Origin of the sequence: Haloferax sp. YSSS75 (genome assembly GCF_046764215.1) — an archaeon.
Lineage (GTDB): Archaea > Halobacteriota > Halobacteria > Halobacteriales > Haloferacaceae > Haloferax.
In genome coordinates, this window is sequence record NZ_CP177206.1 from 2,344,463 (window position 1) to 2,368,675 (window position 24,213).

26 protein-coding genes and 1 tRNA gene are annotated in these 24,213 nt (G+C 62.7%); 13 read left to right on the top strand and 14 right to left on the bottom strand.

The window, feature by feature from the left end; genetic code table 11:
- Nucleotide 1: 1 nt before the first annotated feature.
- On the bottom strand, nt 2–907 hold the full coding sequence (locus tag ACK3R5_RS12420; protein WP_411967160.1) for a lysostaphin resistance A-like protein: 906 nt from the start codon (nt 905–907) through the stop codon (nt 2–4).
- 133 nt (nt 908–1,040) lie between these two features.
- On the opposite strand from ACK3R5_RS12420, the gene ACK3R5_RS12425 reads away from it, so the two are divergent.
- Entirely contained in the window at nt 1,041–1,967 is a 927-nt protein-coding gene (locus ACK3R5_RS12425) for a 2-dehydropantoate 2-reductase (RefSeq protein WP_411967161.1), read from the top strand.
- 11 nt (nt 1,968–1,978) lie between these two features.
- On the opposite strand, the gene ACK3R5_RS12430 is transcribed toward ACK3R5_RS12425, so the two are convergent.
- Nucleotides 1,979–3,016 carry an Lrp/AsnC family transcriptional regulator gene (locus tag ACK3R5_RS12430; protein ID WP_411967162.1) on the bottom strand — a complete coding sequence of 346 codons (1,038 nt, stop codon included), beginning with the start codon at nt 3,014–3,016 and terminating at the stop codon, nt 1,979–1,981.
- A gap of 108 nt (nt 3,017–3,124) precedes the next feature.
- On the opposite strand from ACK3R5_RS12430, the gene ACK3R5_RS12435 reads away from it, so the two are divergent.
- Nucleotides 3,125–4,204, top strand: a complete 1,080-nt coding sequence (locus ACK3R5_RS12435; RefSeq protein ID WP_411967163.1) for an anthranilate phosphoribosyltransferase — start codon at nt 3,125–3,127, stop codon at nt 4,202–4,204.
- Nucleotides 4,205–4,276: 72 nt separating this feature from the next.
- Here ACK3R5_RS12435 and ACK3R5_RS12440 read toward each other — a convergent pair whose 3' ends face one another.
- From ACK3R5_RS12440 to ACK3R5_RS12450, 3 genes are all read right to left on the bottom strand, one after another.
- On the bottom strand, nt 4,277–5,242 hold the full coding sequence (locus ACK3R5_RS12440; protein ID WP_411967164.1) for a hypothetical protein: 966 nt from the start codon (nt 5,240–5,242) through the stop codon (nt 4,277–4,279).
- A gap of 179 nt (nt 5,243–5,421) precedes the next feature.
- Complete coding sequence (locus tag ACK3R5_RS12445) at nt 5,422–6,450, bottom strand: succinylglutamate desuccinylase/aspartoacylase family protein (protein WP_411967165.1); 1,029 nt, start codon at nt 6,448–6,450, stop codon at nt 5,422–5,424.
- Nucleotides 6,451–6,555: 105 nt separating this feature from the next.
- The gene (locus tag ACK3R5_RS12450; protein ID WP_411967166.1) at nt 6,556–6,774 is read right to left on the bottom strand and encodes a DUF2892 domain-containing protein; all 219 of its coding nucleotides are present in this window, start codon (nt 6,772–6,774) and stop codon (nt 6,556–6,558) included.
- Between the two features lie 279 nt (nt 6,775–7,053).
- Here ACK3R5_RS12450 and ACK3R5_RS12455 point away from each other — a divergent pair, with 279 nt between their 5' ends.
- Nucleotides 7,054–7,572: a peptidylprolyl isomerase gene (locus tag ACK3R5_RS12455; RefSeq protein ID WP_411967167.1), complete on the top strand. Its 519-nt coding sequence runs from the start codon at nt 7,054–7,056 to the stop codon at nt 7,570–7,572.
- A gap of 6 nt (nt 7,573–7,578) precedes the next feature.
- Here the strand turns inward: ACK3R5_RS12455 and ACK3R5_RS12460 are convergent, their stop codons facing one another.
- Entirely contained in the window at nt 7,579–8,817 is a 1,239-nt protein-coding gene (locus ACK3R5_RS12460) for a hypothetical protein (protein ID WP_411967168.1), read from the bottom strand.
- 93 nt (nt 8,818–8,910) lie between these two features.
- Between ACK3R5_RS12460 and ACK3R5_RS12465 the strand changes: the two genes are divergently transcribed.
- The 3 genes from ACK3R5_RS12465 to ACK3R5_RS12475 all read left to right on the top strand — a co-directional run bounded on the left by ACK3R5_RS12465 (nt 8,911) and on the right by ACK3R5_RS12475 (nt 9,935).
- Nucleotides 8,911–9,255: a ferredoxin gene (locus ACK3R5_RS12465; protein ID WP_411964382.1), complete on the top strand. Its 345-nt coding sequence runs from the start codon at nt 8,911–8,913 to the stop codon at nt 9,253–9,255.
- A gap of 41 nt (nt 9,256–9,296) precedes the next feature.
- Nucleotides 9,297–9,381, top strand: a tRNA-Leu gene (locus tag ACK3R5_RS12470).
- 227 nt (nt 9,382–9,608) lie between these two features.
- Nucleotides 9,609–9,935, top strand: coding sequence for a hypothetical protein (locus ACK3R5_RS12475; RefSeq protein ID WP_411964383.1), 327 nt, complete (start codon nt 9,609–9,611; stop codon nt 9,933–9,935).
- 50 nt (nt 9,936–9,985) lie between these two features.
- On the opposite strand, the gene ACK3R5_RS12480 is transcribed toward ACK3R5_RS12475, so the two are convergent.
- Genes ACK3R5_RS12480 through ACK3R5_RS12490 form a run of 3 tightly spaced genes read right to left on the bottom strand, consistent with a single transcriptional unit; the run spans nt 9,986 to nt 13,333 of the window.
- Entirely contained in the window at nt 9,986–10,801 is an 816-nt protein-coding gene (locus ACK3R5_RS12480; protein ID WP_411967169.1) for a hypothetical protein, read from the bottom strand.
- Complete coding sequence (locus ACK3R5_RS12485) at nt 10,798–12,111, bottom strand: tubulin/FtsZ family protein (RefSeq protein ID WP_411967170.1); 1,314 nt, start codon at nt 12,109–12,111, stop codon at nt 10,798–10,800. The genes ACK3R5_RS12480 and ACK3R5_RS12485 overlap by 4 nt, the downstream gene beginning before the upstream one ends.
- Before the next feature lie 52 nt (nt 12,112–12,163).
- A complete protein-coding gene (locus tag ACK3R5_RS12490) occupies nt 12,164–13,333 on the bottom strand; it encodes a tubulin/FtsZ family protein (RefSeq protein ID WP_411964386.1) in 1,170 nt (389 codons plus the stop codon).
- A 382-nt stretch (nt 13,334–13,715) separates the two neighbouring features.
- Between ACK3R5_RS12490 and ACK3R5_RS12495 the strand changes: the two genes are divergently transcribed.
- The 3 genes from ACK3R5_RS12495 (at nt 13,716) to ACK3R5_RS12505 (ending at nt 17,072) form a co-directional block, all read left to right on the top strand.
- Nucleotides 13,716–14,453, top strand: a complete 738-nt coding sequence (locus ACK3R5_RS12495) for a tetratricopeptide repeat protein (RefSeq protein WP_411967171.1) — start codon at nt 13,716–13,718, stop codon at nt 14,451–14,453.
- A 52-nt stretch (nt 14,454–14,505) separates the two neighbouring features.
- The gene (locus ACK3R5_RS12500; protein ID WP_411964388.1) at nt 14,506–14,685 is read left to right on the top strand and encodes a hypothetical protein; all 180 of its coding nucleotides are present in this window, start codon (nt 14,506–14,508) and stop codon (nt 14,683–14,685) included.
- Between the two features lie 107 nt (nt 14,686–14,792).
- Nucleotides 14,793–17,072, top strand: a complete 2,280-nt coding sequence (locus ACK3R5_RS12505) for a methyl-accepting chemotaxis protein (protein WP_411967172.1) — start codon at nt 14,793–14,795, stop codon at nt 17,070–17,072.
- Between the two features lie 2 nt (nt 17,073–17,074).
- Here the strand turns inward: ACK3R5_RS12505 and ACK3R5_RS12510 are convergent, their stop codons facing one another.
- Nucleotides 17,075–18,277 (bottom strand): alpha/beta hydrolase family protein, encoded by a 1,203-nt coding sequence (locus tag ACK3R5_RS12510; RefSeq protein WP_411967173.1) that lies wholly within the window; start codon nt 18,275–18,277, stop codon nt 17,075–17,077.
- Between the two features lie 337 nt (nt 18,278–18,614).
- Here ACK3R5_RS12510 and ACK3R5_RS12515 point away from each other — a divergent pair, with 337 nt between their 5' ends.
- A complete protein-coding gene (locus tag ACK3R5_RS12515; protein WP_411964391.1) occupies nt 18,615–19,115 on the top strand; it encodes a DUF5813 family protein in 501 nt (166 codons plus the stop codon).
- Between the two features lie 564 nt (nt 19,116–19,679).
- Here the strand turns inward: ACK3R5_RS12515 and ACK3R5_RS12520 are convergent.
- Both ACK3R5_RS12520 and ACK3R5_RS12525 read right to left on the bottom strand, forming a co-directional pair.
- Nucleotides 19,680–19,916, bottom strand: a complete 237-nt coding sequence (locus tag ACK3R5_RS12520; protein ID WP_411964392.1) for an Lrp/AsnC ligand binding domain-containing protein — start codon at nt 19,914–19,916, stop codon at nt 19,680–19,682.
- A gap of 2 nt (nt 19,917–19,918) precedes the next feature.
- On the bottom strand, nt 19,919–20,602 hold the full coding sequence (locus ACK3R5_RS12525; protein WP_411967174.1) for a potassium channel family protein: 684 nt from the start codon (nt 20,600–20,602) through the stop codon (nt 19,919–19,921).
- 109 nt (nt 20,603–20,711) lie between these two features.
- Here ACK3R5_RS12525 and ACK3R5_RS12530 point away from each other — a divergent pair, with 109 nt between their 5' ends.
- Entirely contained in the window at nt 20,712–20,945 is a 234-nt protein-coding gene (locus tag ACK3R5_RS12530) for an Lrp/AsnC ligand binding domain-containing protein (RefSeq protein WP_411964394.1), read from the top strand.
- Nucleotides 20,946–20,984: 39 nt separating this feature from the next.
- Here ACK3R5_RS12530 and ACK3R5_RS12535 read toward each other — a convergent pair whose 3' ends face one another.
- Nucleotides 20,985–22,031: a thiamine pyrophosphate-dependent enzyme gene (locus ACK3R5_RS12535; protein WP_411964395.1), complete on the bottom strand. Its 1,047-nt coding sequence runs from the start codon at nt 22,029–22,031 to the stop codon at nt 20,985–20,987.
- Nucleotides 22,032–22,141: 110 nt separating this feature from the next.
- Between ACK3R5_RS12535 and ACK3R5_RS12540 the strand changes: the two genes are divergently transcribed.
- Nucleotides 22,142–22,462 (top strand): hypothetical protein, encoded by a 321-nt coding sequence (locus ACK3R5_RS12540; RefSeq protein WP_411964396.1) that lies wholly within the window; start codon nt 22,142–22,144, stop codon nt 22,460–22,462.
- A gap of 21 nt (nt 22,463–22,483) precedes the next feature.
- Here ACK3R5_RS12540 and tmk read toward each other — a convergent pair whose 3' ends face one another.
- The gene (tmk, locus tag ACK3R5_RS12545) at nt 22,484–23,077 is read right to left on the bottom strand and encodes a dTMP kinase (RefSeq protein WP_411967175.1); all 594 of its coding nucleotides are present in this window, start codon (nt 23,075–23,077) and stop codon (nt 22,484–22,486) included.
- 175 nt (nt 23,078–23,252) lie between these two features.
- Between tmk and ACK3R5_RS12550 the strand changes: the two genes are divergently transcribed.
- Entirely contained in the window at nt 23,253–24,158 is a 906-nt protein-coding gene (locus ACK3R5_RS12550; protein ID WP_411967176.1) for a complex I NDUFA9 subunit family protein, read from the top strand.
- The last annotated feature ends 55 nt before the right edge of the window (nt 24,159–24,213 follow it).

Consider the following 24,213-nt stretch of genomic DNA (forward strand, 5'->3'; position numbering starts at 1 on the left):
CTTAGTCGTTCGCCTGCGGAGGGGTCCCCACGGGGGGTGCCGCGTCGGGTAATCCACTCGTCGATGCGGGGTGGCGCGACAGATTGTCTCGACCACGAGTGACGATGAGCACGAGAGCAACGACCCACACGGCCGCTGCGAACGTGGCGATTGCGGCGATACGAACCTCCTCGTAGATGGGCGTCCCGACGACTGTCGCGTCGATGGGGACGAGGCCGCTCAAGATGTTAATCGCACCGTGACCGAGCATCGCTAGCCAGACGCTGCCCGTCTCGTTGTAGAGCCACGTCAAAACGATAGAGAATCCGACGACGCTGACGCCCCAGAGCACCTGCTGTCCGAGCGGCCACGTCCCGTGCGGTGACGACGTGGTGAAGAACTGTGGGAGGTGCCAGAACGCCCACGCGATACCGATGACGAGCCCAGAGATGGTCGCCCCGTATCGTGCCTGCATTTTCGGGAGGGCGAACCCACGCCAGCCGAGTTCCTCTTTCCCGCCACCGATGACCGCTTCGAAGAGGATGAAGAGGGGCAGCGTGAGGTAGAAGACGGCACCTAGATCGAGGACACCGAGGTCGTACGGGTAGCCGAGGGCACCGTACATCGCGGTTCCCAGGGCGAGAAAGAGGATTGGGATGGCGACGACAGCGACGTACCAGCGGGGAGAGAGGCGCCAGCGGAGGCGCGGTTTGAACCACTCGCGAATCGACTCACCGCTCGCCCACAGGACGATAGCCGCGGCGAGGAACGGACCGAGTGCACCGAGGGTGAACAGTCCCCACACCGCCCACGAGGCCGGCATGTCGAACAGGAGGATGGGCGCGTCTATCGTCCACGTAATCGCGTACGTGAGGACGAAAAACGATACGACGGGATGGGCGGCGATGCGGGAACGAAGAGACGTCATTGGTAGTCAACAGCTGTTCGTGTCAAGAGGGGATAATCTGGGCCAACGATTCTCTCCCGAGGAGAACGACCGGAACGCTATCGGCTGATTCCGGGTTCCAAATCTCTTTGAGCGAACCGTCGGTACCCAACGTATGAAATTCGCAATCTTCGGTGCGGGTGGCGTCGGCGGCTATCTCGGTGCCAGACTCGCGGACGCAGGACACGACGTGCATCTCGTCGCACGCGGCGACCATCTCGCCGCACTCCAGTCTGACGGCTTACGCCTCGAAAGCGTCGCTGGCGACACGAGCGTCGACCTGCCTGCGACGGACGACCCGAGCAAAATCGGTACCTGCGACTACGTCCTCCTCTGTACGAAGGCACACGACGTCGAAGACGCTGCAGCGGACCTCCACCCACTTCTCGGCGAGGATACTGCCGTCGTGTCGTTCCAGAACGGCGTCGATAGCGAGCGTTGGGTCGCCGACGAAGTCGGGGAGGCCCACGTCGTCGGCGGCGTGGCCTACATCTTTTCGACCATCAAAGAACCGGGCGTCGTCGAACACACCGGTGGCCCCGCACGGTTCGTCTACGGCGAACTCGACGGGGAACGAACGCCCCGAATCGAGGCGCTCCACGAAGCGATGTCCGAGAGCGACGGCGTCGACGCAGTCCTCGCAGACGACATCGCCGTCGAACTCTGGCGGAAGTTCACGTTCATCTGTGCACAGGCGGGGATGACGGCGACGACCCGTCTCCCGATAGGTGACGTTCGAGCGAGCGACGCCTCGTGGGAGATGTTCGAAGCTATCATGCGAGAAGTGGTCGCCGTCGCACAGGCAGAGGGTGTCGACGTCCCCGAGGGAACCGTCTCCAAATGGCTCGACTTCGCGTCTGACCTCGACCCGGAGATGTACTCGTCGCTCCACTACGACCTGACCCACGGCAAGGCGATGGAACTCGACGCGCTCAACGGCGCAGTGGTTCGTCACGCGGCGGCGACTGACGTGGACGTACCGATGAACAGAGCAGTGACGGCGATACTGCGTCCGTGGGCGGACAAGAACAGTCAACAGTGAGCGTGGTGCGGTCAGTCCTCGAGTAACCGCTCGTACTGTGCGCCGGTCTGTTTCAGCGTCGCCGTCGAGTAGAGTCGCTCGTGGTCGAACGGGAGGTATTCGGCGGCGAGTTCGTCTATCTTGGCGTCGACGGCGTCGGCGTCGCGGCCGTGAATCATGGTAAACAGGTTGTACGGCCAGTCCTGTTCGGGTCGCCGGGGGCGGTTGTAACAGAGCGTGACGTAGGGGAGACTGCCGACGACTTCGCCACGGGTGTCGAGTTCGTCGTCGGGGACGTCCCAGACGACCATGCAGTTGTTCCGAAAGCCGGTGACGACGTGGTTGACGACACAGCCGATGCGTTTGATACATCCGTCGTCGAGGAGGCGTTCGATAGCCTCGAGAACGTCGTCGGTGTCGGCGTCGATGGCAGCGGCAACGTCCGCGTAGGGGGTCTTCGACAGCGGAAAGCCGTCTTGAATCTCCACGAGGAGTCGGGCGTCGAGTGGCGAGAGGTCACCCGTCGCGTTCTCGGAGATGCGCGTGGCGCTCACTTCGGTCTCTTCGAGACTTTCGCGGGCGAATCGGTCGTCGTTCATCACGGGGAACTCTAAGTCGATGTAGTAGTCCGTGAGCATCGGAAGGTTCAGCACCGCACACCCAGTTCGCTCCTCGATTTCGGAGAGGATGCGGTCACGCGTCTCGCGGGAGCCGGCGGTGACGACGAACCACATGTTCCACTCGTGTTCGCGGCGGTAGTTGTGGTTCACCTGCTGGTAGCCGTTGATTATCTCCGCAATCTCCTCGAATCGGTCGTCGGGTGCGGAGACGGCCGCGAGCGTCGAACTGCCGATGACGGGCGGGTTGAGGACGGCACCGAACCGGCGGAAGATTCCCTTCTCGCGGAGTCGGCGGACACGTTCGAGCGCCTCGTCTTCGTCGATACCCAGTCGCTCGCCGACGATACGGAACGGGCGAGCATCGACGGGGAAGCCACTCTGATACTCGTCGATGAGCGTGGCGTCGATGTCGTCGAGGCCGTCCCGCCAGTCGTCCGACAGCGTGGTCATTGTCCGGGCTTAGGAGTCGGAGGGCCTATCGCTTTCGGACCGCGTGGCATCGGTCGTTCTCCGGGACCGAACAGGACGTTTTTTGCACACTCACTCGAAGACACGGGTATGGCAGCAGCCGACAGTGAGTTCGGGGAGTGGCCGCTGAAACGTCTGATGACCGAAGTCGTCGGCACGGGGACGAAGTCCGCCGAGGACATGACGCGTGCCCAGGCGATGGAGGCGATGCGGCGCATCCTCGCCGACGAGCCAGACCACACGACGCTCGGGGCGTTCTGGCTCGCCAACCGCTGGAAACACAACAACGCCGAAGAACTCGCCGCCTACGCCGACGTGATGGCCGAACACGTCGAGTACGCCGAACCGGAAGTCGACCCAGTCGACTGCGGGGCGAACTACGACGGCAAGGGCAAGACGGCCATCCTCGGCGTCGCTGCGGGCGTCACCGCCGCCGCCGCCGGCACGCCCGTCGTCGTCCACTCCGGTGACCGCGTCCCGACACAGAAACAGGACGCCTACAAACACGTCCTCGACGAACTCGGCGTTCGCACGGAACTCGAACCCACCGAATCCGCCGACATGGTGGACGAGACTGGCTTCGGCTTCTACTACCAGCCCAAGTTCAACCCCGCCATCCACGCCCTCTGGGAGCGCCGTGACAACATGGGCGTTCGGACGTTCGTCAACACCATCGAGACTATCGCGAACCCCGCGAACGCCTCGGTCCACCTCGGGTCGTTCTACCACCTCGCGTTCGCGAAGAAGATGACGGACACGTTCAAAGAAAGCGAGCACCACGACCTGCACCGCATCGTCATGTTCCAGGGGATGGAAGGCTACGACGACATCCGCCCGGGCTACACGAAGGTCGCAGAATGGACTGCCGGCGACGACGACGGCGACTTCGACGACTTCGAAATCGAGACGGCCAACTACGGCATGGACTTCGAGTACGACGACTTAGGTGTCGACGAAGACGACGTCGCCGGCGACTCCGCCGAGATTACGGAGGCCGTCCTCTCGGGCGAGCGCACGGACCGCTTCGCCGACGCCGTCGCACTCAACGCCGCACTGCGTATCTACGCCCGCGAAGACGCCGACTCCATCGACGAGGGACTGGAGATGGCTCGTGAGGCTATCGACTCCGGCGCTGCGGAAGCAGTGCTCGAAGACCTGCGGGGCTTCTGAGGGGCAGAGAAGGCGGAGTGACATTCACTCTGTATTTTTCCTCTTCCTCTCTGGTTCTGAGTAGCGGTTCGACTACTTCGAGACCCGAATGACGTCGTAGTTTGCGTTCGCCGGGTCTCCGATACCGAACCGGGCGTTCACCGCGTACAGAGAGTTTCCGAACCCTGCAACCGTCGTCGGAACGTCGAACAGTGGGTCGGTTATCACATCGACGACTTCGCCCGCAGTCGCGTCTGGGTCGAGTCTCACCTCCGCGATGAGGTTCAATTGGTTTCGGACGACGTAGAGCGTCCTGCCCGCCAGCAAGATACCGTCACCCGCCGTCAGCGACGCGCCGCCGAGGTCGATTTCGGTCGCATCGCCCGTCGCCGGGTCCACGTTGTAGAGCAGTCCGGCAGTCGAATTGACCACGACGAGGTACTCACCATTCGGTGGCGCGTCGATGCCGTTCGCATTGAACGCGCCAGGTGTGAACGTGAAGTCACCGCCGAGCGGAATCTCCTCGACTGCGCTCTGGTCGGGGACCTGACCGCCTGCACCCAGCGGAACCCGGTACAGCGATGGTCGGAACGAGTCGGTGAAGTACGCCGCCGTCCGCGTCACCACGACGTCGTTGACGAACGTCCCGGTGTCCTGGAAGTCGTAGTCGGCGACCATCGCTCCCGTGTTCGCGTCGTACACGAACGCCATGCCTGTCGGGCCGCCAGCCACGAAGAGGTAGTTGCTCCGAGCGTCGTGTGAGAGGCCAACCGCGACTCGGCCCTCGGAAGGAGAGACGAAGACGTCCCCTTCGCCAGTTCGCAAGTCACCCCGATAGATGGCCCCGCCGGCGAGCGACCCGACGAAAAACTCGGTGCCGAGTCCGGTGACGATTCCTTCTGGTCGGAATCCAGTGGGCAGTGGAATGACCGATGGGTAGGCCGGTGCAGCAGCAGCGGACCCACTTCCGACCACCGCGAGTCCAGCGATGGGAAGCGCCTTCAGCAACGCGCGTCGTTTGTAATCAATTCGTCCGCCTCCGTCCTGTTTCGATGTCATTGAGTTCTCCTACTGACCCATCTGCTGCCACAGGCCGAGCGTCGTGCACCGCTGTTGGGGTACTCGACACGTTGACTTGGCAGTCCACAGAGCTTGGGTACGTGTTGATTTGACAACGTGTGTGGCGATATAGATTATTCTCACAAAACTCAAATTCACTCCATCTGGGACGTGGAACCTCAGATATCGAGTTCGTCGCCCGTCTCACCGAACACGTCGTCCGCCGCTAAGTCGTCGCCTGCTACGTCGTCCAGTGGAAGCGCCACGCCGACGAGCGTCTTGCCTGCTGTGACGGTTGCCTCGCGGGCGATAGAGTAGACGACGCCGGCGCGTTCTGCTTCGACTTCCTGAAGAACGGTGTATTTTGTCGGGTCGTAGACCCACCCGAGATGGTCGCCAGGGCGGACTTCACGCCCGAGTTGGACGTCTTCGCGGGCGACGAAGAGCCCCGACGTCTTGGCTGTGACGCGGCCGAGGTGGTTGCGGTACGTCTGGCCGTCCCACGTCTCGACAGCGCCGGGCAGGATGCCGAGATGGCGGCAGACGTTGAGGAGGCCGTCCACGCCGGCGACGATAGCTGGTTCGACGAGTTGCTTGTTGTGGGCGAGTTCAGGCGTGATAGAGGGGATGTTCGCCTCAGTCGCGGCGACGCGGAGTTTGCCGTCGAAGTTGCGTTTGGTCCACTCTTCTTCGGCGTCTTCGCCTGCGGCCTCTGCGAGAAGCAGGTCCACACCGAACGCTTCCGCGAGTTGCCGCGAGGCGTCGTCGTGCTGGCGGTAGACCGTATGCGTGAGCATGTCGGGACTGCCAGTGTGGAGGTCCACGATGGCGTCCGCGTCGCTCGCGAACTCCCAGAGTGTGGCGGCCATACGCTCGTGGAGCGTCCCCTCGGCGTCGCCCGGCCAAACGCGATTCATGTTGGAGTTGACCGAGTCTATCGGTTCCGAGGTGACGTACGAAACGTGGTCGAACGTCAGGGGGTCGGCGACGGGGACGGCGACGACACGGCCCGTCAGGTCGGCGCGTTCGAGTCGGCCGTGAAGTCGGCGAAGGACCTCGGTGCCGTTGATTTCACGGCCGTGTTGGGCCGCCTGTACGTAGAGCGTCGGCCCATCCGTGTCGTCGTCGGGTTCGTAGACGTGAACCGTCGTCTGCACCGGGACGCCAGAGGGAAGACGAGCGAGCGTCACGGTCTCCGCAGTGTGCATATTCGACGCAATGCGGTGGGATGTCTTGTAGTTAGTGGGGTGTCGACGTAATGCGAAAAAGAGACTGCGAGGCCGACGGTGTTCGGGTGTCGGTACGTCGAACGACTACCGCCTATCGGACGTATCGATGCCGAACGGGAGATAGAGCAGACACGACTGCCGATACCCCGTCACGAGGAAGACGACACCGAAGAGGAGGCCGACCGCCGCCGGAATCGTACCGAGCGGAACCGCGCCGGCGAACGCGCCGAGACCGACGAGGACGAGCAGTGCTCCGAGTGCGAGGCGAACCGACCGGTCGAGGCTGCCGACGTTGTGTTTCATCTGAAGTTCAGTTGTGTCTTCGGCCCGCAAGACAAAAGTCTCACGGCCGGTTCTCGTGCATCGATAGTATCCGAAATAGACGGATATGAGTTGTAGAGTCCGTACACACCCGTTCCACAGGGACGCACACACCACCGTTCCACGAGCGCTCACATCCGGATTCCACGAGCGAACACACCCGACAGCCAGGGATGTACACACGCGTCATTTCGCCCGTCGTGACCGACTTCCCGTGTCGAAGGCGGCACGGTTTTCACTCGCCCGCCCGACGAACGAAGTATGAGCGACAACCCAACTGCCACGCTCCACACCAACAAGGGCGACATCACAGTCGAACTCTTCGAGGACAAGGTTCCGAACACCGTCGAGAACTTTATCGGCCTCGCCACGGGCGAGAAGACGTGGGTCCACCCCGAGACGGACGAGACGATGGAGGGCGAACCCCTCTACGAGGACATCCTCTTTCACCGTATCATCAGCAACTTCATGATTCAGTGTGGGGACCCGACCGGAACCGGACGCGGTGGGCCGGGCTACACCTTCGACGACGAGTTCCACTCGGACCTCGGCCACGACGGTGCCGGTATCCTCTCGATGGCGAACCGCGGACCCAACACGAACGGGTCGCAGTTCTTCATCACGCTCGACGCCCAACCCCACCTCGACGGCAAGCACGCCGTCTTCGGTGAAGTCGTCGACGGCATGGACATCGTCGAGGATATCGGTTCGGTGCCGACCGACCGCAACGACAAGCCAGTGTCCGACATCGTCCTCGAATCCGTCGACATCGAGCGGTAATCGCTGTCACTCGGGCGTCGTCTGACTCGCGCGGAGGACCCACAGTGGTGGTTCCACCGACGTATTGCCGACCGAGTCGTATTCGGACCAGACGGTGATGCCGAGTCCGTCACGCGTCTCGTAGGTGACGCGCATCGAGCGGACGAATCCAGTTTCGTCGACGAACGCGACGAATTCGTAGTCGCGAGAGCGGGGAAAGTCGTTTCCACTGCCCTCGATTCGGTACACTTCGACGCCATCTTCGACTGTCGAGTTTACCACCCGGGACTGTTCTGTCGAGAGATACCACACGACGTAGCGTTCCGCACGGGTGGCCTGTCTCCCGGGCCCGTCGAGTACGGCCGGGTCGAGGACGCGGGCGGCGATACCGTCGGGTTCGTTCGGCCGGCGAGCGTATCGGGTAGTGCCGTCGGCGTAGGAATCCTCCGACGCAGTCGGGCGTGGGTACGCTCTGAGCCCTGCCCAACTGACGCGATGCACCTCCGAGACGTAGACGTGCGGTTCTTCGACACGAATAGTCTCGACTTCGCGCCCGATTTCGTCGCCGGCAATCGATTCGAAATAGCCGAGCGTCCACTGATACGACTCGTTCGAGACGGCCTGGCGGTGTGCATCGGCCAGCAGTGTCGCGTTTTCGATACCCGCTGTCGTCACGCCGGGGGCGATGGACCGTGGTTCGGGTGTCGGCGTCGGGTCGGGCGTCGGTGTCGCCGTCGGTGTCGATTGGGCCATCTCCGGTGACGCCCCCAATCCCGGAACGACACCCGGAACACCGGCAGTCGCGACGATGGCCGCGACGAGAAGTGCGACGGCGGCGAGGACGACAACTGCCGACCGAGACGACCCGAGAACTGACACGCGCGTCGAAGACGGGTGGGACATGTCGTCGAACGACTCCCCGAAGTGAGTTTCGACGAGTCGATTGCCCACGTCTGCTGGGAGGCCGTAGCGGACCTGTTCGTAGAGTTCGTCTACCGAGACGACGCGTGCTGCTGCCGACGAGATGTCGGTGAGTGCGACGACGACGTCGGCGTCGTCCGGAACCGTGGGTCGCAGACCGAACCACCCGCCCGAGACGACTGCGATGCGTCGTGTCTGTGACCCTCTCCGAGCGACGACTCGTGTGTCTTCGAGCGTCGTCTCCCATCCCCGCGCCGTCCACAGGTCGGCGACGAACCGACGGCGTTCGCTCGCCGTCGCTGTCCGAAAGTGGTCACCGAACCGTTCGCGCGGTGCCGAACCCATCGTTTCCAGTTGGGTCTCACACCCGATAGTCTCACCGGGAAGTGGTGACCGCCGACCGACAGCGCAAAGTCCGGTCGGTTGTAAGCACCGCCGATGAGTGAGGAGTCCGAGCGACCAAAGCCGAGTGAGTTCGGCACCGACGAGAACGCACCACCGGTCGAAGAGAAGCCCTACAAGATAATCTTCGAGGCGAACAAGTGCTTCGGGGCAGGCCGGTGCGCAGAAGTCGCCGACAACTGGGAGATGGACCTCGAAACCGGACTCGCCCGTGCGAAGTCGTACTTCGTCGGTGAGGACGAACTCGACGAGAACATCCGCGCTGCGGAGGTGTGCCCGGCCAAGAAGGGTCGCGGCGTCATCCACGTCATCGACCGTCGAACCGACGAGGAACTCGCCCCGGACCCGAACGGTGACGGGACGCTGTCGGTCGACTGGTAAAACGAAAGCACTTTTCTATTCCTCCGAGAACGGTCAACTGCGCGGGGGTGGCTGAGCCAGGCCAAAAGCGGCGGACTTAAGATCCGCTTCCGTAGGGATTCGCGAGTTCAAATCTCGTCCCCCGCACTTGTACCGAGGAACGAACGTGACGAGTGTCAAGTGCGGCCAGAGAGATTTGAACCCGACGAGTTGCAGCACCCGAGCGATAGCGAGGGTGACCGTCTCGGCTCGGTTCACAATCTCGTCCCCCGCATTTTCATCGGCGAACGACGGTGAGAGAGCGATGCGTCCCCAGTCGCAGACCGCTTCGATGTCGGCGTAATACTTACCGTGGCCCCTGTCGTCGGGCGGGTATGATTCCCGAGCTCCGCGTCCACGACATGGACTGGGACGACGAGACGTCGGAGATAATCGCTCGTGTCACACTCGTCGGTGAGGTGACCGGGGACAGTCCAACAGCCCGGTTTATAGAAGACCGCTATCCACGTCTCTTGGCCCGTTTTCGCGACGAACGCGAGGTGCTTGCGTTTCTGAGCGCGTCGCACTCGAATGGCTACAAACTCACGAGTTACGACAGTCCAGCGTCGAAAGAGGTAGTCGAGTCACTGTCCGACGAGGAGTACCTCGAGTGGTGCGAAGAACACGGTGTGAAGACGCTGTTCGCCGCCCGCCGAAGATGAACGACGATGACCCGCGTAAAACCGCCGGTGTCACCGAAAAATAGTCCGTGTCAGTACAACTTCGACCCACCGTCGTCGACAGGTTTCGAGGCTCCCGACTCCCGCACGCCATCGACGAGCGTGACGAGTCCGCCGAGGAACCATCCGACTGGAACTGCGAGGCCGAACCACATGCCGACGTAGGCGAGGCCCTGCAACTCGAACGACGCGCGGATGAACGCGGCGATGCCGGCGAAGTCGAGGAGGTTGTTCAGAATCCAGATTGCCAGTGACGTGGAACTCGGGAAGACGATAGACGCCAGCGTCGGAGAGTAGAGCGACGCGACGACGGGTGGCAGGAAGATAGCGGTGACCCCGAGTGGATACGCGAGAAGGACGGTCACGGCCCGCCCATCGAGACGCCTGAAGTACAGTGCGAGGACGGCAGAGAGTGTCGCGACGACGCCAGCGACGACGACGGCGACGAACCCTTCGAACGCGATGGGTGAGATGTACGTCGCGGCAGAGAAGAGACCCCAGACGAGAACCGAAAAGACCGCCACACCGGCGAAGCCGAGGCCCGCGGTGAATCGGTCGATTCGGTGGGCGTAGAACCGCGTCGCCAACCCCAGAACGAAGAGCGGGTACACGACGAGGAGAACGAGCGCACCGAGTGCGCCCCACAGTCGGTACGCGGCGGCACCACCGGTGCTCTCCGGTTTTCTGTTCTCGACCACAGAGTTGCTGCGGTCCCGGGTGAAGACGAGTTCCATCCACGTCGTGTGCAACCACTGCAAGTCGATTCGCATCCCGGTGACCATGCTCGCGAGCCACGCCGGAAGCCACCAGGGAGTCCGGTCCCAGTCTCCGCCCATCGGGTCGGTCATGGCGAATCAGCCGTCCCGACGGTTGCACCCTCGGCGCTCAGGGTCTCTTGGTGTTCGAGAGCCGTCTGCTGAATCTCTTTGATTCTGTCGACGTCCGTCACGTTCGAAAACAGGATGACCACGGTGAGCGACGAGGCTCGGTCGTGCGGTTCGTCGCCGGCCATCACCTCGACGATGTCGGCCTCTCGTTCGAGCCAGTACCGACCACCTTCGAAGCCCTTGCGAGAGAGCGTTCGCGACGGACCAGTGAGGACGATGAGTGCCCGGTCGGCACTCGATATCTCACACGGGAGCGTCAACTTCGACGTCGCCGCTTTCCGGACGAGTCTGTTTATCTTCGCCGCGTCAGTCGCGGTGTCGTCGTCGTCCGTCTCGGGCCGGTTCGCCCAGTCGGAGTCGGGCATCCACGAGAAGCGGTCGCTCATCGAGCGAACCCACGACCGGATTCCACCGGCCTGTGGCAAGTCGAGAGAGGCGTACCCGATAGACGAGATGCCGCCGGTGTCGAGCGTCCGCATGATGTCACTCGGGTCCATCCGGTTTTCGGACTCCGTGTTCCCGCGGAACTCGCCTGCGGCGAACAGCGTGACGAGTCGTTCGGCCAACGCGGCGTTCATGTGTTCGAACGCGCCGGTGGAGTCGGCGGCGGTGGAGGCGACAGCGTCGTCAGCATCGGCAGCGTCGTCAGCGTCGGTGGACACATCGTCGTCTGTCACGGCCACGTCGTCGGCCGAATCGTCGGCGTCAGGTTCCAGACGCCCCACAGACTCGACGTCGGCGTCCTGCCACGCCTCGTTGTCGAAGGTGATGACGTTGTCCGCCTTGGCGACGAACGATTGGAGCGTCCGCGCGGCGGTCAACGCGGGTTCCTCGCCTTCGGAAGTGGCGGGGAGGACACCGACTGCGTACACCGGTTCGTCACAGATATTTTTCAACTGGTCGATGACGACGGCACCGGCACCGCCACCGGTTCCGCGCCCGAGTCCGGCGACGACGAGGATGCCGTCTACCTGATGGAACTCGATGAGGTCGAACGCGCGGATGATGTCGTTCTTCTCTTCGCGTGCGATTTCGGCCGCAAGGTCCGGGTCACCGTCGATGTCTTCACCGTCAGCTTCCCAGTAGACGTCGCCGATAGTCAGGCGGCGCTCTTCGGGGACGTGCTCGGGGACGTCGAACGCGGGAGGCGTCGAGTTGATGAGCAGGGAGTTCCCGTTACAGAGGTTCCGACCCGTCTCCGATTCGAACTCCAAGACCTGATTGACGATACGACTCCCCGCGTTCCCGACGCCGACGACTGCGAGTTTCATCGCACCACTCCCTGAGAGGTGTGTGCTACCTCCCGGTTCACGGGAGTCATGGTCAGATGACCGGGTCGATTTTGCCGTCCTTGTCCGTTATCAGCTCGGATATCTCCTCTTCGCGGACGGCCTCCTGTTCGGCAATCTTCTCCTGTGCATCGACTGCCTGCTCTTGGATGGTTTCGATTCGAGGGGTCTCGGTGACGTTCGACAGCAAGACGACCGCAGAGAGGGCAGACGCGTTCTCTCGTGGGTCGTCGCCGGCGAGCACTTCCACCGTATCGACTTCGTTTTCTATCCACTCGCGGGCGCTCTCGAGTCCCTTCCGCGAGAGTTCCGAGGGCGGGCCAGAGAGGACGATGAGCGCCCGGTCTGCGCTCGATGGTTCACACGGCAGCGTGAGTCGAGAGTTCACCGCTCGGCGGACGAGGCCGTTAATCTTCGCCGCGGAGTTGGACGTGTCTTCGACTTCGTGGTCCTCGCGGAACCGCTTGAGTAAGCCATCGCCGTTCTCTACCGACGTCGACGCGTACCCGATAGAGGAGATGCCGCCAGTGTCGAGCGTCCGCATGATGTCACTGGAGTCCATCGCGTTCTCGGCCACCGTCGGTTCGTCGTACTCACCGGCACCGAGGAGGGTGACGAGACGCGTCGCCAGTTCGCGGTTCATCCCCTCGTAGCCCTCGCCGACCGTCTGGTCTTTCGAGCGCCACGCGTCGTTGTCGAAGGCGATGAAGTTGTCCGTGTTGTTGACGAACGACTGGAGCGAACGGGCCGCGTTCAGCGCCGGCCGACCGCCTTCGTACTTTCCGGGGAGGACGCCCAGTCCGTACACCGGTTCGTCGTACATCTTCTGCAGTTCGTTGATGACGACTGGCCCGGCACCGCTGCCGGTGCCGCCACCGAGCGATGCACAGACGAGAATGGCATCCACTTCGTGGATGTCCACGTCGTCGAACGCGCGGCGAATCTCGTCCATGTCGTTTCTGGCGACTTCTGCACCGACGTCGACGTCGCCGCCGACACCGTGGCCCTTGGCCTTCTGGTGCGTGTCTCCGATGAGAATTCGTCGTTCTTCCGGGATGTGGTCCGGTTTGGAGAGGTCCGTCCGTGCGGTGTTTATCACCATCACGTGGCGGCAGAGTTTTCGGTTCGTGAGCGACTCGAATTCGACCATCTTGTCGACAATTTTGCTACCGGCATTGCCGACACCAATGATACCTAATTTCATGGTTGGGTTGCGACCTGGGTCAGCTCTAAAAGGGGACGGCATCTCCGGAGCACTCCTCCGGGAGAATCAATCCGTACACCACCCGTGGATTAGAGTCCACCCCAGTTGACTTTGGATGCAAACCAAGAGTATTTAAGCAATTTGGCCACATGTCATGTAATAAACCATTATTAGATAGCGAATTCTCAGCAAATCGGTAGCCAGCGACGCTCTCGATAGTCTCGAATCGCACACTGTCTGGTTTTCACGACCGAGTATTTACCGAACGTAAACGGAGTGATAGCGGACGGACAGAGACGGTGATATCGGGGAAGGACCCAGAACACAGCAGTATGGTCACCTATTCGGCCATGTTATCACGTCTCCGCACCAACAGTAACAGATGACTTCGACGCGTGACCACCGGTACTCCGACGGGGACGGGTTCGGCAATCCGTACGAAGGGTTCGACTTCGACCCCCCGGAACTGCGGGTGAACACCAGACTCGTGGACCCGACGGACGACTACGTCCTCGCCGACATCGTCGACGAGTCACAGGTCGTCCCCGACGACGTCGACGTCCCGGCACTCGTCGAGATTGGACTGGCGTACGTCGCCATCGAAGAGTACGAACAGGCGGTCGATAGTTTCGGACGGGCGATTGCTTACGCCGACGAAGACTCCGTCGAGGCCCAGGAGGCGTGGGTGAACAAGGGCGTCGCCCACTCCCAACTGGGAGAGTACGACGAGGCCATCGGTGCCGCACGGGAAGCCCTCCGAATCGACGACGACAACGACCACGCGGCAATCGCGGAGATGAATCTCGCGTACGCGCTGTGGGAACTCGGCGACTCGTCCGAACCGCTCGAACACGCAGAGCGAGCAGTCGAACTCGACCCACGACACCCACACGCGTGGTACAACCGGGGGTACTTCCTCGCGGAACGAGGCCAGTACGAAGAAGCGAGGCGGTGTCTCGACGTCGCCATCTCGCTCGGACTCCGTGATGCATCGGTACTCGGTGAGCGTGAACGCACACTCGACAGACTCGAAACCGCCGAGGCGGAACGACCGGCGGCCGAACCATCCGAATGGACGGCCGAGGTGGACGGAGACGACGTCCACGAGCGAGGAGAGTAGTCCCGCTTCCGCAAATCCTTTGACAGATACTGTAATAATATGTAATTAGACCGTGGTCCCCCAGGACGCACCGTCGCGGTTCGACGTCGCCCTCGTCGGTATGGCGCTCTGTTTAGTCGCGGGTATCGGCGGTGGTGTGGTGTCGGCGCTCCCGATGTACGTGGCGACGGGTGGGGGCGCGACAGGCGCGGCGGCAGTCGCTCTCGGCGTCACGGTGAACGAACTGTTCTGACACGCTCTCGTGGCCTGTGAGGATGGCCACTGCACCCATCCGAAATTATTAGGATTGATACCTGGCGGGGCAACGCTTTAGGTCCCATCTGCTTGCGGACGAATAGCATGAGACTCGCCACGTTCGTCCCGGAGATACTCAGGCGAAGCTATCTCCGGAAGTTCCTTCTCGTCATCCTCGTCGTCGCCGGAGTGATGGGTGGTTTCGGCCTCTACGTCACGGATATGGTCGGCGATGAGGTCAGAGGAGACGCCCATTCCGAACTCGAGATGGTCGCGACCTTAGAAGCAGAAGAGTTGTCGAGTTGGGTCGATGGATACTCGCGGACCGCCCGGATGCTCTCGGAGTACAACGCGGTTCGGTCGGGGAACCCAGACCAAATCGCCCCCGTTCTCGATGCTGAGAAAGAGAACCTCCCCGACGAAGTGCTCGCCATCCACTACGTCAAGCCCTCGAACCGGGACATCGTCCGGAGTACCGACAGCGTACTCGAGACGAAGACTGTCGAGGACCTCGATATCTCGTGGACGAAGGGGTCGTTGACGATGCTCAACCCGAACCGGGTCGCAGTCTCGGAAGTGTACCGATACGGTGGCGGCGAACGACTCGCGTTCATGAGTCCGGTCGCAGGGCGAGACGCCGTCGTGATGGTCGTCGTCGATGCGACTCGTCACGCCGAGACGCTCAGCGAACCAATCGAGGGGTCGCACACGCAGGTTGTCACCGAAGACGGCGTCGTCGCCTTCGACAGATACGGGAGTAACGTCCTCACGGAGTATCGGGGCGGCGACGCGACACCGGCGCTCGACGCGGCACTGGAAGGCGACTCTGGCGTCGTCGAGCGCGACGGGTCAGTCGTCGCACACGCACCAGTCGACGGGACGAACTGGGCCGTCATCGTCGACGCACCACCGGAGAACGCCTACGCAGTCGCGCAGTTCGTCGAACGAGATATCGCGATTCTCGTCGGTGTCGGACTCGCTGGACTCGCCCTCCTTGGTCTCGTCATCGGTCGGGGAACCGTTCTCTCGTTGCGGCGACTCCGGACCCGCGCCGATGCACTCGCTGGCGGTGACCTCGACGTGGACCTGTCGACGACGCGCGTCGACGAGTTCGGTGCGTTGACAGACGCGTTCGCGGAGATGCGCGACGCGCTCAGAGAGCGCATCGAAGCTGCCGAAGAGACGCACGAAGACCTTGCGAGCGCCGCGAGCGACTACCGAGAGACGATGGACCGGGCCGCAGGTGGCGACCTGACGGTTCGAACGTCCGCCTCACCGGACGACGATGCCATGGCGGGCGTCGGCGAGGGAATCGACGCGATGCTGGCCGATTTAGAAGCGACGATTGGGCAGGTCACCGCGTTCGCGACGACGGCCGATAGCGCTGGCGAACGAGTCACTGCTGGTACCGAAGAGGTCACAGCGGCGTCCGAACGCGTCGAGCGCGGAACTGCAGACATCTCCGAGGGGGCCACAGAGCAAGCGACGCTCCTCGGCGACGTGTCCGCAGAGATGCAGGACCTCTCGGCGACGGTCGAAGAAGTCGCGGCCTCCGCAGACGAACTCGCCTCACTCGCGAGCGAGGCCAGCGAGCACGGCGAAACCGGCCGTGACGCGAGTGCCGCCGTCCACGAAGAGATGGCCGCAATCGACGACCGAGTGGCCGCCGCCGCCGACGGTGCCGAGCAACTACGGGAAGACGTCGCCGACATCGCCGAGGTGGTCGACCTCATCGACGACATCGCCGACCAGACGAACCTGCTCGCACTCAACGCCTCCATCGAGGCCGCACGGGCAGGCGAAGCAGGCGCCGGGTTCGCCGTGGTCGCAGAGAGTGTGAAAGAACTCGCAGAAGAGACGAGCGAGGCGACGAACGAAATCGCCGAGTCGATAACGGAAGTCGAGGCGGCAGCAGACGGCACAGTCGCGGACGTTCGCGCCGCGAGGGAACGCGTCTCCAGCGGTGCCGAGACGGTTGCCGAGAGCGTCGAGGCTATCGACGACGCGGTAGACCGACTCGAAGAAGTCGACGACGGCGTCGCGGCGATAGACGAGGCGACGGCGTCACAGGCATCCGCCGCACAGTCCGTCGCCCGCCTCGCAGACGAGGCGGCCGAAATCGCAGCAGAGACACAGAGCGAAGCGGCGGACGTCGCCGGTGCGGCCCGTGACCAGAACGACGCGATGATGGGCGTCGCGGGGCAGATGCAGGAACTCTCGGCGACGACGGACGACCTTCGGTCGCTCGCAGACCGGTTCGAAGTCGGGACCGACGGCGAATCCGACCACGGGAACAGCACGGACACCGACTCGGAATCCAGAGCGATGTCCTCACCGACGATGGCCGAACTCGCCACCGACGGGTCGGGGCCGGGCGACGCGTAACCTCACGCCTCCGCTATCGTCTCGTCGAACCAGTCGTATATCACGCTGGTCGCCAGCGTCAGATTGCCGACCTGGCAGTGTTCGCCTGCTCCTTCTTCGGTCGAGAACACGCGAAGCGTCGTGGGACAGGTCAGTTCGTCGACGAACTCCTGTGCCAGACCGAGTGGGACGAAGTGGTCGTCTTCGCCGGCGAGAACGAGCATCGGACACTCGATTTCGTGAGCGACGCCCGAAAGTGAGTAGTCCCGGAGCGTCCGCTGGACGGCGGCGGCCGAATCGACGCCGAACACCCACTTCGAGTTCGCCATCAACCACCGTGATTCGACGCTGAACCGCCCACCGAGTGCCGCCAGTCCGTTCACGACGACGTCGGGTGTTCGACGCATGAGTTCGGCAAATCGCGGCATTTCGTAGGCGGCAGCACGCCACAGGTCGTGCATGTGGTCGAACGCGACACAGGCGGTGATTCGGTCTTCGAACGCCGCGGCCCGGGGCGCGTAGTACCCGCCGAAGCTCACACCGACGAGTCCGATTCGCTCGGTGTCGACCCGTTCGTCGGCGGTGAGTGTATCGAGGACCGGTCCGACGACGTGCTCCCAGTCGCGGCGTGCGGTCAGGCCCTCGTAGCGGAGTGGTGCACCCTGCCCGGGACCGTCGAAGAGGACGACGGCGTACCCTCGTGCGAGTGCTTCGGGGACGCCACAGAGGAAGTAGAGTTCCTCGGCAACCGAGTCGAATCCGCCGAGGCAGACGACTGTCGGAGACGGCCCTGTCCCGGGGTCGCTATCCGGGAGGAACAGATAGCCCGGGAGCGTGGTTCCCTCGTACTGTATCTCGATTGTCTCGACAGGTGTCTCGAGACGAGACACGCCCGCCCGGAACGTCTCACGACTGCGCTCGTAGGTGGGCCGACGCCGCGGGTCGGACGGGTCGAGAAAGAACTCGGCGCTCCGGTAGTAGTTGTGCGCCCGGAGAAACGCACGGCACGCGGTTCGGTCGTTCCCTGCCCGCGATGCGTCGTCTCCCTGCCGTTCGACACGTTCGGCAGTCGTCTTCCACTCCGTGTACCACGAATCGGTGTCTCCGGGCTCGATTCGAGCAACCGTCGCCAGCACTTCTCCGGGTTCGGCCCCACCGAACGTCGTGTACGCCATCGCTCGAAGCGTCTGGTAGTCGAACGCCTGCTCGGAGAAGTGAACTCGCATAGTCTTCGCTCACTAGTTGGTGTCAGCGGGATTAAATATGCACGGGCGGAGCAGTCGCTCACCGACGCAAATATCCACGGCGAATAACGGACTATTCGCTCGACAATCAGTTTCGTCAGAAAGGGATAGGCAACCGCACGGGAGCGGCCCGTGCGGGAATTGCCGCCCTAGATTGGTCCCCGCTGACGCTTCGGCCCTCCAAAGCGAAGCGTCACTTGAAAGGAGTGCGGCGAGATACTTAAACATGCCGCCATTCTGTCCACTCAGGAGCTATCTGGCGGTTCGACGCTCACGATGACGCAACGAGTTTTTCTCTCGTGAGGCCGTTCGTCTCGCTATGAGCGAAGACGACATCCCCGGGCGTGTCCGTCGGGCATTCGGGGACCACGGGTCGTTCGAGCAGGTCACAGCGCGAACCTTCGAGTCGGTGACGACGCCGTTCGACGGAGTCGTCAGCGTCGACACTACGGATAGTGGCCACGTCGAGTTCGACGTCGAGGTTCGCGTCCCCATGCTGTCGGCAGTCGTCGCCGACGACGTCGCCGACATCGTCGAAGACGGGTGGTACGAGACGTTCGAACTTCGAATCGAAGATATCAACGGCGTCATCGCGGGCGACCACGAACTCGACCCGGCAGTCCGCCGTGTCGCAGACGAAGCAGTCGTTCAGACGACGTTCGCGGACATCAACGAACGCCGCGGTGTCGACGACGCCGGCGCAGTCATCGACTACGTCGAAGGGACGTACGTGGAGGGTATCATCCCCGGATACGAGTACACCGAACCGGTGACGAGCATCATGAGTCGAGCACGTGACGCCGCCGGGACGGGATTCTGAGTACGGCCTCTCCTGTGTTCGTCCGGCCGGTCTGTCGGCCGTCGAGCCTCGTTCAGCATCGGTCACAGACGAGAGAGCGGTCGCTCTGCGTCTGTCACCGTGCGAAAGAATTCGGACGTGAGCGGACTCGGCGGAGCGACGGCGGCCAGAACGTCTGCGTACCCGAAGGCGTGACCGAGTCACCCCGGTCCACACCGTCTCGTCGGCCCCGTGACCGCCGCGGCGACGTCTGTAGTCGTCGCCGTACCCCTCGTGCGGCGGCACGCCTTCCCGAAACCCACCTCCGTCAGAACCGGTCGGCGTCGGTCGAGTCGCCAGTCCGAACGTAAACTGTCCGCTGTCGGGCAGTCTCGTCAGTATCGAACTGTCTGCAACTGTCTCCGTTCGGACAGTGACTGAAGATTTTTGCTTCGTATAATCAAGATTTTGGCCAGCGAGACGAACGTTTCACTCACGTGTTCAGTCGCGGGGGTCGCCGCCGAACAGTCGAGACACAACGTCCGTCTGTCGAGAGAACAGGTCGGTGCGGGCGTCGAGCGCAACGGTGGGTCGTCCGGTACCGCCTCAGTCCATCGCGATGTAGGTTTGCGTGTCTTCGATTCCTTGGATGGCCTGGAGCCCACCGGCGATGTCCTTTACGTCCGCCGGCGTGTCGACGTCTACTTTCACGATGAAGTCGACGTCGCCGGCGACGATGTGGGCACTCACGATACCGTGGTCGACGGCCAGGAGTTCGTCTTTCAGGTGGTCGATACCGTCGCTCACGGCGGCGGCTTTGACCATGATGTAGGCGTGGACCATCGTCACGCACCCCCTGCTGCGACGACAGCATCGTCACCGACGAGCAGTTGTCGAACGTCGTCGAGGACGTCGAAGTCAGCGAGGACGGCGACACGGTCACCGGTCTCCAGCGAGTCGTCCGGGAGCGGGATGCCCATCGGTTCGTCCTTTTTACCGAACGCGAGGAGCCGTGCGTTCGCCGGGAGTGCGACTTCCTCGATACTGTACCCGTTCATGGGCGACCCCTTGGTCACCGTCACGAGGATGACCTGCAGGTGCTGAGCGATGTCCGCAATCGCTCGAATCGACCCGCCGAGGAGTGCGTTCTTCGCGCCGATAGCGCCGAGGCGCTCGGGGTAGACGATTTCGTCTACCTCGCGGGCGTACTTCTGGTAGACCTCTTCGCGGTAGTCTTCGTCGATGCGGATGACCGTCCGACACCCGAAGTGTTTGCCGATCATACACGCCGCGAAGTTCACGTTGAGGTCGGCAGTGAGCGCTCCCAGCGCGTCGGCGTTCTCGATTCCAGCCTCCAGGAGGACGTCTTCGTGGGACCCATCGCCCTCGACGACGTCGAACTCTCGCTCTTGTGCCTGCTTGACCCGGTTCGGGTCCAACTCGACGAGAACGATTTCGTGTCCTTCCTCCCGAAGGACGCGGGCAGTACGCAGACCAACCCGTCCAGCACCAATGATAACGAACCGCATACGAGTACGGTATGTCGGGGGAGGCAAATAACCTTACCCCGCATCGTGGTGAGCATACCGTTTTCGGGTGAGGCAAGGCTTTTGCATGATGTGGTAGAATATCTCACACATGGTTCACGCCTTCATCATGGTGAAGACCGGCGCTGGTGAGTCCGAGCAGTTACTCGGACCAATCCGCGAACTGGAGACAGTGACGGAGGCCCACATCGTCGCCGGTGCGTACGACATCATCGCCGAAGTCGACACCGGAGAAGTCTACGAAGTGTTGAAGACGGCGTCCAGTCGCGTTCAGGGACTGCAGGGCGTCACCGACACGAAGACGTACATCTCGCTGGACGAATAGCGCCGGCGTTCGCGCCGACTGAGAAGTGAGGGTGCGAACTCAGCGCTCGATGTCGAACGGTCCGTGTTCGTCGACGAACGCCATGTGTTCCTCGCGTTCGCGAGCGAGTTCTGGCGGCAGGTCCTCGTAGATGTAGTCGAACAATTCGTCCGGTCCCGGTTCCGGCGTCGCCTCTGCCGTCTCGACTGCTTCGGCCAGTTCTTCGTTGGCGTCTTCGTACATCGACTCGACGAGTTCGTCGTCGACGATGCCCTCCTCGCGGCAGAACTCCTCGAATCGTTCCAGTGGGTCGCGAACCCGCCACTCGGGGAGGTCAGGTTCGTCGTCGCGGTACCGTGATGGGTCGTCGGCGGTGGTGTGGGGCCCCTGCCGATACGTGAGTGCCTCGATGAGCACCGGGTCGCCGTCACGGGCTTTCTCCAGTCCCTGTTCGACCGCTTCTCTGACGGCGAGTGGGTCGTTGCCGTCGACTTGCATGCTGTCGATGCCGTAGGCCTCTGCTTTCACCGCGATAGACTCGCTGGCCGTCTGGCGTTCTCGTGGCAACGAAATCGCGTAGCCGTTGTTCTCACAGAAGAAGACGACCGGTGCGTCGAAGACGCCAGCGAAGTTGAGTCCCTCGTGGAAGTCGCCCTCGGACGTCGCACCGTCGCCAAAGCAGACCAAAGCCGCGTAGTCATCGTCGCGGTAGTTCGCGGCCATGCCGACACCGGCGGCGTGCGGAATCTGACTCGCAATCGGAACGGCCTGTGGGAAGACTGGGACGTCGTGGTCCGATTCGTACTCGGCGTAGCCACGGCGGAAGAGGAAGATATCGCTCGGCGGCACACCGCGTGCAATCTGGAGAGCGTTCGACCGATACGTCGGCAACAACACGTCTTCTTCGCGCATCGCGTGTGCCGCGCCGATTTGCGACGCCTCCTGCCCGCGGAACGGTGGATAGCCGCTCATCCACCCTCGGCGCTGGAGGGCGAGTGCACGCTCGTCGAACCGTCGCGCTCGAATCATGTCGCGGAGAGCGGCGCGGGCGTCGTCCTCGGAAAAGCCCGTGCCGTCCAACCCGCGCTCTGCGATGAGTCGGTGCATGGCGGTGGGTCACGGTCCTTCGTGATAAACGTCCCTTGTTTCTCGTTCCCCTTCGCATTCTGGACCGCCGAGAGCGACAGGCCAAAGACCACTGCCACCTAAGCCGGGGTATGGTCTCGGTGGTCAACCTCGTGCTCATGGTCGGCGTCATCGGCCTGCACACGCTCGTCGCGGCGGTCATGACTCGCTTTTTCCGCCTTCGACTGAAGACGCAGTGGGGCTACGTCCTCTACGCGTTGTTCCTCATCCCGCTGGTGTTGTTCTTCTCGACGCTCGTCTTCTCGGGCGTCCTCGGCATCGGGGTGGACCTCGGGAGTCCACTCGCCGCCTTCGGCGTGATGATAGGGATGCCGCTCGCTCTCGGCTTTACTATCGACACGCTCTACGTCCCGCCACCAGAAGAGTTCGAGAACCTCCCTGACTCCCGGTAGCGACGAGGAGACGAGTGCGACTTACTCGCCGTCGAGAATCGTTTCGAGTGCGCGCTCTACCTCGTCGAGCACGTCTTCCGGGGGTTGGGTCGCGTCGACTCGCACGAACCGCTCTGGTTCCGCTTCGATGAGTCGTTCGTAGTTCGCGTGGACCTCTGCGAGATAGCCGGACTGCTCGAACTTGTTGGTCTTGCCGCTTCGAGCTGCCGCCGTCTCGGGGTCGACGTCGAGGTAGATGGTCTTGTCCGGCGGGCGAGTGAACGCCGTGTGGATACCCATGATGTACTCCATGGGGCGTTCGATGTCGCTGTCGCGGAGTGACGCGCCCTGGTAGGCGTACCGCGAGTCGGAGTAGCGGTCAGAGATGACGAGTTCGCCGTCGGCGAGGGCGGGTCGGACGACCCGAGAGAGGTGGTCCGCGTGGTCGGCAGTAAAGAGAAAGAGCGTCGCCAGTGGGTCGGCGTCGTCGTCGCCGATGGCGCGGTTGACCGCGTCACCGTACCACGAATCGTCGGTCGGTTCGCGGGTGAAGACTGCATCCGGATAGACGTCGTGGAGGGCCTCCCAGACGGTGGTCTTGCCGCTTCCGTCGAGTCCCTCGAGCGTGACGAGCATACCTCCACTGAATCGCCCCCGAAGAAAAAGCACCCCGAACTGGTCGCGGTTCACGTCCCCGACACGATGCTGTCGTTCGACCGGCCGAACGAAACGTTTCTAATCGGACTTTTCGGAGGCGAATTCGACTCACATTGCCCGTTAGCTTTACCCTCGTTCCACCGGATAATACGGTATGGAAGTCCTTGTCGTCGGCGGAAGTGGGTTTATCGGCACACACCTGTGTGACGAACTCCAGTCCCGTGGACACAGTGTCACCGCGATGTCTCGGTCACCCGGCAGTGAGAATCTCCCCGACGGGGTCGAGACTGCGGTTGGCGACGTGACCGACTACGAGTCACTCACCGAGGCCTTCGACGGCAAAGATGTCGTCGTCAACCTCGTCGCACTCTCCCCGCTGTTCGAACCGAAAGGCGGCAACAAGATGCACGACATCGTCCACTGGCAGGGCACCGAGAACGTCGTGAAGGCGGCCGAAACAAACGACGTCTCGCGACTGGTCCAGATGAGTGCGCTCGGTGCCGACCCCGATGGCGACACGGCGTACATTCGGTCGAAGGGCCACGCAGAGCATGCAGTCGAGTCGTCGGGCCTCGACTGGGTCATCTTCCGGCCGTCGGTCGTCTTCGGTGATGGTGGCGAGTTCGTCTCGTTCACCAAGCGTCTCAAAGGGATGTTCGCACCGGGCGTCCCGCTCTATCCACTCCCCGGAAACGGAAAGACGCGCTTCCAACCCATCTGGGTCGGTGACCTCGTCCCGATGCTCGCCGACGCAGTCGAAGACGACGACCACGTCGGAAAGACGTACACCATCGGTGGCCCGGAGAAACTCGACCTGCGCCAAATCACCGAGATGGTCTACGATGCTGAAGGCAAGTCTATCAGCATCGTCCCGCTCCCGATGGCCCTCGCGGGCGTCGGGCTCTCTGTCCTCGGTGCCGTTCCCGGGTTCCCGATGGGGAAAGACCAGTATCGCTCGCTCAAGTTCGACAACACCACCGACGACAACGACGTTGGTGCCTTCGGCGTCGAAGTGGACTCGATGAAGACGCTTGGAACCTACCTCTCCGAACGGCCCTAATCCGGACCCGAGCGAGACTGGAACATCACGGTTCTCAGAGTGTTAGCGAATCGAA

What these genes read in the sequence shown, in the direction of transcription:
- ACK3R5_RS12485 (WP_411967170.1), bottom strand. Translation starts at nt 12,111, where the DNA reads ATGAAACTCGCAGTCGTCGGCGTCGGGAACGCGGGGAGTCGTATCGTC.
- ACK3R5_RS12450 (WP_411967166.1), bottom strand. Translation starts at nt 6,774, where the DNA reads ATGAAACACAACGTCGGCAGCCTCGACCGGTCGGTTCGCCTCGCACTC.
- ACK3R5_RS12430 (WP_411967162.1), bottom strand. Translation starts at nt 3,016, where the DNA reads ATGACCACGCTGTCGGACGACTGGCGGGACGGCCTCGACGACATCGAC.
- ACK3R5_RS12520 (WP_411964392.1), bottom strand. Translation starts at nt 19,916, where the DNA reads ATGGTCCACGCCTACATCATGGTCAAAGCCGCCGCCGTGAGCGACGGT.
- ACK3R5_RS12420 (WP_411967160.1), bottom strand. Translation starts at nt 907, where the DNA reads ATGACGTCTCTTCGTTCCCGCATCGCCGCCCATCCCGTCGTATCGTTT.
- ACK3R5_RS12440 (WP_411967164.1), bottom strand. Translation starts at nt 5,242, where the DNA reads ATGACATCGAAACAGGACGGAGGCGGACGAATTGATTACAAACGACGC.
- ACK3R5_RS12495 (WP_411967171.1), top strand. Translation starts at nt 13,716, where the DNA reads ATGACTTCGACGCGTGACCACCGGTACTCCGACGGGGACGGGTTCGGC.
- ACK3R5_RS12445 (WP_411967165.1), bottom strand. Translation starts at nt 6,450, where the DNA reads ATGCACACTGCGGAGACCGTGACGCTCGCTCGTCTTCCCTCTGGCGTC.
- ACK3R5_RS12475 (WP_411964383.1), top strand. Translation starts at nt 9,609, where the DNA reads ATGATTCCCGAGCTCCGCGTCCACGACATGGACTGGGACGACGAGACG.
- ACK3R5_RS12490 (WP_411964386.1), bottom strand. Translation starts at nt 13,333, where the DNA reads ATGAAATTAGGTATCATTGGTGTCGGCAATGCCGGTAGCAAAATTGTC.
- tmk (WP_411967175.1), bottom strand. Translation starts at nt 23,077, where the DNA reads ATGCTCGTCACGCTCGAGGGACTCGACGGAAGCGGCAAGACCACCGTC.
- ACK3R5_RS12535 (WP_411964395.1), bottom strand. Translation starts at nt 22,031, where the DNA reads ATGCACCGACTCATCGCAGAGCGCGGGTTGGACGGCACGGGCTTTTCC.
- ACK3R5_RS12525 (WP_411967174.1), bottom strand. Translation starts at nt 20,602, where the DNA reads ATGCGGTTCGTTATCATTGGTGCTGGACGGGTTGGTCTGCGTACTGCC.
- ACK3R5_RS12435 (WP_411967163.1), top strand. Translation starts at nt 3,125, where the DNA reads ATGGCAGCAGCCGACAGTGAGTTCGGGGAGTGGCCGCTGAAACGTCTG.
- ACK3R5_RS12540 (WP_411964396.1), top strand. Translation starts at nt 22,142, where the DNA reads ATGGTCTCGGTGGTCAACCTCGTGCTCATGGTCGGCGTCATCGGCCTG.
- ACK3R5_RS12455 (WP_411967167.1), top strand. Translation starts at nt 7,054, where the DNA reads ATGAGCGACAACCCAACTGCCACGCTCCACACCAACAAGGGCGACATC.
- ACK3R5_RS12505 (WP_411967172.1), top strand. Translation starts at nt 14,793, where the DNA reads ATGAGACTCGCCACGTTCGTCCCGGAGATACTCAGGCGAAGCTATCTC.
- ACK3R5_RS12465 (WP_411964382.1), top strand. Translation starts at nt 8,911, where the DNA reads ATGAGTGAGGAGTCCGAGCGACCAAAGCCGAGTGAGTTCGGCACCGAC.
- ACK3R5_RS12510 (WP_411967173.1), bottom strand. Translation starts at nt 18,277, where the DNA reads ATGCGAGTTCACTTCTCCGAGCAGGCGTTCGACTACCAGACGCTTCGA.
- ACK3R5_RS12530 (WP_411964394.1), top strand. Translation starts at nt 20,712, where the DNA reads ATGGTTCACGCCTTCATCATGGTGAAGACCGGCGCTGGTGAGTCCGAG.
- ACK3R5_RS12550 (WP_411967176.1), top strand. Translation starts at nt 23,253, where the DNA reads ATGGAAGTCCTTGTCGTCGGCGGAAGTGGGTTTATCGGCACACACCTG.
- ACK3R5_RS12425 (WP_411967161.1), top strand. Translation starts at nt 1,041, where the DNA reads ATGAAATTCGCAATCTTCGGTGCGGGTGGCGTCGGCGGCTATCTCGGT.
- ACK3R5_RS12515 (WP_411964391.1), top strand. Translation starts at nt 18,615, where the DNA reads ATGAGCGAAGACGACATCCCCGGGCGTGTCCGTCGGGCATTCGGGGAC.
- ACK3R5_RS12480 (WP_411967169.1), bottom strand. Translation starts at nt 10,801, where the DNA reads ATGACCGACCCGATGGGCGGAGACTGGGACCGGACTCCCTGGTGGCTT.
- ACK3R5_RS12460 (WP_411967168.1), bottom strand. Translation starts at nt 8,817, where the DNA reads ATGGGTTCGGCACCGCGCGAACGGTTCGGTGACCACTTTCGGACAGCG.